We start from the raw sequence: 8104 nt of genomic DNA, 5'->3' as shown, positions 1-8104 counted from the left end.
AAACTGTTTCTTTTTATTTGCCATTTTCTTTTGCCTTCCTTTGTCTTTGAATCATCCTCTTTCTATTGTACCACTGGCGTAAATTTTCTCTTTTTGACTAGTCCTATTTATATGCTAACATCAACATAAGCATACCTTTCAGGTGGCTTGGTGGGGGAAAAGCGAGGGAAACAAATCTTGGCGGAAATGTATTTCGCTTTTTCTTTTTGTCAGCTGAATTATCCTTTCAATTCAAGTATAACAAAAAACGCCCCAAAATACTTTGGAGCGAATTTTAAGCTGCCTAGCACATTACCCTATGTAATCTTATAGCGTATCTAGACCCCAACTATTTTTATATAGTCCTTTTTTAGCCAGGCTTTTTTTGTATAATAAGATTTTGTATTGTATAATATGAGGTAGTTTTGGAGGCAAAATATAATGAATGAAGCATATAAAAATCTTGTAGAGAGAAGAAGTGTAAGAAAATATAATAACAAAAAGGTGAGTCATGATTTGGTTGAAAAAATTATTTATGCCGGGCAATGTGCACCTAGTGGCATGAATCGTCAAATCTTTGCCTTTGTAGCTGTTGAGGATGAAGAATTAGTAAAAGAATTATCTAAAAAGAATGCAGAGGTTATGAATTCATCGGCGGACCCATTTTATGGTGCAAAAAGTTTGATTATTGTCTTCGCAGATACCCATGCACCCACATATTTATACGATGGAGCTTTGGCTATGGGGAATCTAATGAATGCTGCAAATGCCTTAGGTGTTGATTCATGTTGGATCCACCGTGCTAAAGAAGTGTTTGAAACAGAATATGGAAAAGAATTAAAGATCAAATGGGGAATACCAGAATCTTATGAAGGCATTGGACATTGTATTTTAGGCTATAGAGACGAAGAGCTTAAAAAGCGTGCTGAAAGAACGTCTAAGGTGGTTTATGCATAATATACGTATTGGACAAGCGGTAGATATTCATCAGCTTGTAGAGGGTCGTAAACTTATTTTGGGCGGAGTTGAAATTGAACATTCTAAAGGACTTTTAGGACATTCGGATGCCGATGTTTTAACACATGCGATTGGCGAAAGTATTTTAGGAGCCCTTGCACTAGGTGATTTAGGAAAACATTTTCCGGATACAGATCCTAAATATAAAGGTGCGAACAGTCTTGTCTTATTAGGACATATCTATGATATGATGGATGAAATGGGATATCAGATTGGTAATGTGGACGCGACTATTTTGGCTGAAAGACCTAAAATGGCACCACACATTATTTCTATGCGAACGAATATTTCAAATGTATTGCATTGTGACATAGAAGATGTTTCGATTAAGGCTACGCGTGGAGAAAAACTTGGCTTTGTAGGAAATGAAGAGGGCATTGTAAGCCTTAGTGTTTGTATATTGGAGAAAAAAGGATGAGAGTAGTAATTCAAAGGGCAAAGAACGCAAAATGTACAGTAGATGGTCAAATAACAGGTCAAATTGATTATGGATATTGTATTTTTGTAGGATTCAATAATGAAGATACAAATGAAATTATTGATAAAATGATTCATAAGATTTTATTCTTGCGAATTTTTGAAGATGAAAATGGGAAGATGAATAAATCCATACAAGATGTAGAAGGAAGTATTCTTTCTATTTCTCAATTTACCTTATACGCGGATTGTAAAAAGGGAAATCGCCCAAGTTTTACAAATGCAGGTAAACCAGATTTAGCTACAACATTGTATGATCAATTCAATCAGAAACTACAAGAACAAGGTATGCATGTTGAAACAGGTATTTTTGGTGCTGATATGAAGATTGAATTATTGAATGATGGTCCAGTAACCATTGTATTGGATTCAAAGGAGTTATTTTAATGGAAATTATATATGGAAATACACTTGCGGATCGAATCAAGGCGGATATGAAACAAAAAATTGATGACATCCGTGCAGAAGGGGCAAGGCTACCATTATTAAGTGTTGTACTTGTTGGAAATGATCCGGCAAGTATATCTTATGTTCGTGGTAAAGAAAAGGCTTGTTCTTCTATTGGGATGCTTCAAAGAACAATTCGTTTAGATGAAAATGTATCGCAAAAAGAATTAAATGATGTGATTATGAGTTTGAACCTAGATTCTGAAGTTGATGGTATTTTAGTGCAAATGCCTTTACCTTCGCATTTAGATGAAACAGCAGCCTTAGAATTGATTGATCCACAAAAAGATGTAGATGGCTTACACCCCATGAATGCTGGTTGTTTACTTACGAATCGTCCAGGCTTTATTCCTTGTACGCCACAAGGTGTTATGGCTATGTTAGATTCCATTGGATGTAAAGATTTATCTGGTAAACGTGCTGTGGTCTGCGGAAGAAGTAACCTTGTAGGCAAACCAGTTGCCCTGTTGCTTCAAAATCGGAATGCGACAGTAACAATCGTTCATTCCAAAACACCGGATATTGAAAAGATTGCTTCACAAGCCGACATTTTAATTGTTGCGATGGGTGTTGCTCAAATGGTCAATGAAAATTGGGTAAAAGAAGGGGCTGTTGTTATTGATGTAGGTATCAATCGTGTCAATGGAAAACTTGTAGGGGATTGTGACTTTGAATCGGTTGCGAAAAAGGCAAGTTATGTAAGTCCAGTGCCAAAAGGTGTTGGTCCAATGACGGTTTGTATGTTATTATCGAATACGCTGGATGCATATCATATGCATGTGCAAGGAGAATAATTATGGAATATGGATTAAATGATATTGTAGAAATGAAAAAAGAGCATCCTTGTCATAAGTCCAATGAATGGAAAATTATTCGTATGGGTGCAGATATTCGAATTAAATGTTTAGGTTGTGGAGCCAGTGTTTTAATGCCTAGGCAAAAATTTGAAAAGAAATTAAAAAAAGTAATTCGACATGAAGAAGAATAGAGAGGATGTATTGAATTTATGCCATTAACAGCAGGAATCGTTGGTCTTCCAAACGTAGGAAAGTCAACTTTATTTAACGCTATCACAAAATCACAAGTAGAAGCCGCAAACTATCCATTTGCGACAATTCAGCCCAATGTAGGTGTTGTAGAAGTACCAGACTATCGTATTGATCGCTTAGTTGAAATCTTCAATCCAAAAAAAACAATCTATACAACATTTGAATTTACAGATATTGCGGGATTAGTTAAGGGAGCAAGTCAAGGTGAAGGACTTGGTAACCAATTCTTATCAAACATTCGTTTAACAGATGCGATTTGTCACGTAGTTCGTTGTTTTGATAATCCAGATATCACACACGTTGAAAATAGTGTAGATCCAATTCGTGATATTGAAATTATTAATCTAGAATTAACTTTAGCGGATCTTCAGACAATTGAAAATCGTAGAAGTAAGATCGAACGTAAAGCTAAAACAAATAAGGATAAAGAATCATTGGATGAATTGGCTTTATTAGATCGTTTACAACCAATCTTAGAAGAAGGAAAACCAGCTCGTTCATTAGAGTTGAATGAAGATGAACAAATCTTGATGAAAGGCTATAACTTATTGACAGCTAAACCTATGATCTATGTTGCCAACTTAGATGATGAAGGGATCATGGATCCAGATTCATGTGCTTACTATAATCAAGTAAAAGAATATGCACAAAGCCAGAATAACCAGGTTGTTGCCTTATGTGCGCAAATGGAAGAAGAATTGTCTGGTTTAGATAAAGAAGAAAAAGATGCATTCTTAGAAGAATTAGGCGTTGAAACATCTGGTTTGGATCAATTGATTCAAAAGGCTTATGCCGTATTGGATCTATGTACATTCTTAACGGCTGGAGAAGATGAATGTCGTGCATGGACATTTAAAAAAGGCATGAAAGCACCGGATTGTGCAGGTGTTATCCACACAGATTTCAAGAAGGGATTTATTCGTGCTGAAGTATATCGTTTTGAAGATATCGATGAATTGGGTAGCGAATTAGCTATTAAAGAAGCAGGACGCTTGCGCCTAGAAGGAAAGGATTATGTCGTGCAAGATGGCGATGTAATGCACTTTAGATTTAATGTTTAATTTATCAAATATTATTTATCTTGTCATTGCCGTTGTTCTTTCCATGTCGATTCATGAAACGGCACATGGACTTGTGTCCTATTGGATGGGAGATCCTACGGCTAAGATGGAAGGTCGATTGAGCTTAAATCCTTTTAAACATGTTGACTGGATTGGACTTGTCTGTCTATTAGTATGTGGATTTGGCTGGGCAAAACCAGTACCCGTGGATGCACGTTACTACAAAGATGCGAAGACAGGAATCATATGGACAAGTTTTGCGGGTCCAATCGCAAACTTTCTATTGAGCTTTATTTGTGTATTCTTATTTTATGCACTCTATAAATTTGCTCCATATTTTATGATGTCTAGTGTAGGATATTTTATATCGAATACATTGACATATACAGGATTGATTTCAACTGGATTTGGCATTTTTAACTTGATTCCAGTACCACCATTAGATGGCTCAAAAGTATTGTTTTCGTTTTTACCCGACGATAAATACTATAAATTTATTGATGGTGCACCATGGATGAATCTATTATTTATCTTATTGATTTTTTCAGGCCTATTAGATCATCCGTTGGGTATGTTACGTTCAAATATGATTCAATTTTTTGAGATGATCGCAAAGATGATTTTAGGTTTCTAAAGTCATCTTTTTTAAAGCGTTTTCAGAAAAAACTTCATTTTACAGAAAATTAACATAAATTTAATATTGTTTTGACATTGTTTTTATTGCATAATAAAGGCGTCGCAATATGCGTAAAAATTGAAAATTAAATATTCATTTTATAAAGGAGTTCAAGATGGAAATAGTTACAATGGTCTTATCCCTATTAGGAGGCATTGCGTTATTTTTGTTCGGTATGTCATTAATGGGCGATGGACTAAAAAGCGTTGCCGGTAACAAGTTAGAAGCATTCTTGTACAAGATGACAAACACAAGCTTAAAAGGTGTTGCCTTAGGTGCAGGTGTTACTTCTGTTATTCAATCTAGTAGTGCCACGACAGTAATGGTCATTGGTTTTGTTAACTCAGGTATGATGAAACTAAGACAAGCTATCGGTATTATCATGGGTGCCAATATTGGTACAAGTATTACCGGTTGGATATTGTGTTTATCTTATGTTGGTGGTTCTAGTGGAATCGCAAGCTTATTTTCAACAGCTATGATCACAACATTGTTTGCGTTTATTGGTATTTGTTTAAAAACATTTGGAAAACGTACTACACATAAAAATGTTGGAAATATCATGCTTGGATTTGCGATTTTAATGACAGGTATGCAACAAATGAGTGGAGCCGTTTCGCCATTAAGAACAAACGAAACATTCATTAGTATGCTTACAATGTTCTCAAATCCAATCATGGGTATTCTTGTTGGTATTTTGTTTACTGCTGTTTTACAAAGTGCAAGTGCAGCGATTGGTATCTTACAAGCACTATCTATGACAGGCTCATTGACATTTGCGGCAGCCTTTCCAATTAACTTAGGAATTGGTATTGGTGCTGCCTGTCCTGTGTTGATTTCTGCCTTAAGTGCAAATAAAAATGGTAAACGTACCGCATTAGAATATTTGATCAACGACTTATTTGGTATGATTATCTGGTCAATTCTATTCTATGGTTCAAATGTATTTATGCATTATAGCTTTGTGAATAAAGTTATGTCTCCAGTAAATATCGCATTAATGAATACAGCTATTCGTTGTGGAAATGTATTAGTATTATTTTGGTTCATTCCTCAAATTGAAAAATTATTGATGCGTATTGTCAAAGACAGTCCAGAAGATCTAGAAGAACAAGCTGACTTTGATTTACTAGAAGAACGTTTGATTCCGTATCCTGCTTTGGCGATTGCACAATGTCATCGTGTCATGAATGGTATGGCTAAAAAGGTGCGTAATAACGTGAATCGTTCAATGAACTTGATTAATGAGTTTAAACCAGAAAAATATGATAAAGTACATCGTAAAGAAAATTTGATTGATAAATATGAAGCACGTTTAGGTTCTTATTTAATGCAGCTGACAAAACAAGCATTAAATACTGAACAAACTCGACAAGCTTCTTTATATCTTCATACAATTAGTGACTTTGAAAGAATTGGAGATCACGCTGCAGATATTGCCGATATGTCAAAGAGTATTAATGAGAATCGTATGGCAATGTCAGATGCCGCTATGGATGAGTTAAACCTTGTTATGGAGGCTGTTCGTGAATCTATGAATATGACATATCATGCTTATTTAGAAGATGATTTAGCTTTGGCTCGACGCGTATCTCCATTAGGAATTGTCATTCGTGGACTTTGTGATGAAATGAAATTGCGTCACGTTGAACGTTTATCGCAAGGAAACTGTGGCCTTGAAGAAGGTACAGTATTCAATGATTTATTAAATAGTTTAAACCGTATCGCTACACACTGTGCAAGTAGTATGGTGGCTTTGATTAAGATTCGTGAAAAAGATACAGATATTCATATTCACGATTCCAAAGTATATGCGATTGAAGGTGACGATTATAAAACTACATTGGCTGAGTACCATGAAAAATATGATCTTGGACAAAGAGAAGGTCGTATTGTCAGTATGGAAGATGAACAAGTTGAATAATGTAAATAAGGCCTGATGATTCAGGCCTTTGATGTATCTATTTTTATGTCACATATGTCTTGGATTGAAAAAGTCTTAAAATAAAGTTCTTCTAAAGGAATCCATCGTTGAATAAAATTGTTCAACATATTTGGGTTCCTTTTTTCAAGTCTTGAAAGTTGTTCTTGTTTATCTACAGTTAAGAAAACAGAATACGAATAATATCTTTGAAGATCTGAGTGCATCGAATAAGAACCTTCAATGACATTAAATGATTTATATGGAATTAAGTGAGCAGATTGTATTGACAAAGTTGAACAATTGAATTTACGCAGCTTTATATCTTCATGTTTGGATAGTGGAATCAAGACCTCTTGTTCAAATCGTTCATGATCTACATTTTCTCCAGGACTTTCAAGCCTTTCCTTTGTCCTTTGATGGGGTTGTAAGAAAAAGTCATCCATTTTAAATACGTTACAGTCATATATTTGTGTTAAAAGATTTGAAAGTGTAGTCTTACCCGAAGCACAACGCCCGTCGATTGAAATAATAGAAGGATGCTTGTTGTCGATATGCTTAAATAGTTTTAAGAAGGGGACGTACTTTTTATGTATTAAGCGATAAGATGGATGGTACAATTCATTGAATGTATTGGAATGATGAATGGCAGGATATCCATCTTCTTTCCATTTTAAAAGAGTTAGCTTAGCGTTGTTTAAAGAAAATGGAAGTTCCTTATTGGAAATCATATCGATAAGGATTTGAAGCTTTTCTTCGAGCTGTTCCTTGCCATTTTTTTCTTGTTGACTTGATAAAATAAATAAAGTACTTAGTGTATTAACGCTCAATCCATAATTTAAATGAAGACGAACATAATCCCCATCTAGATATTCAATGGAATTACATGTATCCAGTTTTGTATCGAGTTCTTGTTGGATCTGTTTTTGAACTGTGTCAGGATTTGAAAGTAAGTGTTCACACCCAAAACTGCTTTGGTATAAAAATTTCATTAAATCCTGTAGTTCTAGTTGTGGGTATGTTTGAAATTGGTTGAGTATACATGATTTTGTGTTCATAAAAATTATTTTATCACGTTCTTTAATTTTCTATTATAGATAAAAGTTATAACGGATGCATATTATTAAATATTATCAATAATTAATTAGAAATGATAAAATGATGACGTTGGAGGAAATTTACTAATGTTGAATATTAAATACGATATTGTGGGATCTTTTTTAAGACCACAGGAAATTAAAGAGGCCCGTGCTAAATTCAATAATAATGAAATCACATATGAACAATTGCGTGATGTAGAGGATGAACAAATCGCAAAATTAGTTGCGAAGGAAGTACAACATGGATTGAAGTTTTGGTACTATGTCAAGATTTAAGACAACTTAAATATCTGTTTTTTTAATGTTTATGTTTCAAATATTGTTTTTCAAAATTTTGTGGAGATTCATATTCACAATGTGAGTGAATTCGTGTTGTA

At 34.5% G+C, this 8104-nt stretch carries 10 protein-coding genes; 9 read left to right on the top strand and 1 reads right to left on the bottom strand.

Features of this window, described 5'->3' with window-relative positions:
• Positions 1-420 precede the first annotated feature (420 nt).
• The 8 genes from FYJ55_RS09810 (at position 421) to FYJ55_RS09775 (ending at position 6630) form a co-directional block, all read left to right on the top strand.
• Positions 421-936 carry a nitroreductase gene (locus FYJ55_RS09810; protein WP_154556669.1) on the top strand — a complete coding sequence of 172 codons (516 nt, stop codon included), beginning with the start codon at positions 421-423 and terminating at the stop codon, positions 934-936.
• The gene (gene ispF, locus FYJ55_RS09805; RefSeq protein ID WP_154556668.1) at positions 929-1414 is read left to right on the top strand and encodes a 2-C-methyl-D-erythritol 2,4-cyclodiphosphate synthase; all 486 of its coding nucleotides are present in this window, start codon (positions 929-931) and stop codon (positions 1412-1414) included. Before FYJ55_RS09810 ends, ispF begins: the two co-directional genes overlap by 8 nt.
• Positions 1411-1860: a D-aminoacyl-tRNA deacylase gene (gene dtd, locus FYJ55_RS09800; protein WP_118115225.1), complete on the top strand. Its 450-nt coding sequence runs from the start codon at positions 1411-1413 to the stop codon at positions 1858-1860. The genes ispF and dtd overlap by 4 nt, the downstream gene beginning before the upstream one ends.
• Positions 1860-2714, top strand: coding sequence for a bifunctional methylenetetrahydrofolate dehydrogenase/methenyltetrahydrofolate cyclohydrolase FolD (gene folD, locus FYJ55_RS09795; RefSeq protein WP_154556667.1), 855 nt, complete (start codon positions 1860-1862; stop codon positions 2712-2714). The genes dtd and folD overlap by 1 nt, the downstream gene beginning before the upstream one ends.
• 2 nt (positions 2715-2716) lie before the next feature.
• Complete coding sequence (locus tag FYJ55_RS09790) at positions 2717-2908, top strand: DUF951 domain-containing protein (RefSeq protein ID WP_117570826.1); 192 nt, start codon at positions 2717-2719, stop codon at positions 2906-2908.
• Between the two features lie 18 nt (positions 2909-2926).
• The gene (gene ychF, locus FYJ55_RS09785; RefSeq protein WP_117570827.1) at positions 2927-4030 is read left to right on the top strand and encodes a redox-regulated ATPase YchF; all 1104 of its coding nucleotides are present in this window, start codon (positions 2927-2929) and stop codon (positions 4028-4030) included.
• Positions 4023-4664, top strand: coding sequence for a site-2 protease family protein (locus FYJ55_RS09780; RefSeq protein ID WP_154556666.1), 642 nt, complete (start codon positions 4023-4025; stop codon positions 4662-4664). Before ychF ends, FYJ55_RS09780 begins: the two co-directional genes overlap by 8 nt.
• Before the next feature lie 157 nt (positions 4665-4821).
• Positions 4822-6630, top strand: coding sequence for a Na/Pi cotransporter family protein (locus tag FYJ55_RS09775; protein WP_117570829.1), 1809 nt, complete (start codon positions 4822-4824; stop codon positions 6628-6630).
• 20 nt (positions 6631-6650) lie between these two features.
• Here FYJ55_RS09775 and FYJ55_RS09770 read toward each other — a convergent pair whose 3' ends face one another.
• The gene (locus tag FYJ55_RS09770) at positions 6651-7619 is read right to left on the bottom strand and encodes a nucleoside/nucleotide kinase family protein (RefSeq protein WP_195836721.1); all 969 of its coding nucleotides are present in this window, start codon (positions 7617-7619) and stop codon (positions 6651-6653) included.
• A gap of 192 nt (positions 7620-7811) precedes the next feature.
• Here FYJ55_RS09770 and FYJ55_RS09765 point away from each other — a divergent pair, with 192 nt between their 5' ends.
• A complete protein-coding gene (locus tag FYJ55_RS09765) occupies positions 7812-8003 on the top strand; it encodes a hypothetical protein (protein WP_195836720.1) in 192 nt (63 codons plus the stop codon).
• Positions 8004-8104: the final 101 nt, after the last annotated feature.

It is taken from the genome of Holdemanella porci (assembly GCF_009696075.1).
GTDB lineage: Bacteria > Bacillota_I > Bacilli_A > Erysipelotrichales > Erysipelotrichaceae > Holdemanella > Holdemanella porci.
The sequence above is the reverse complement of the archived record's forward strand: the minus strand, read 5'-3'. Positions and strand labels throughout refer to the sequence as shown.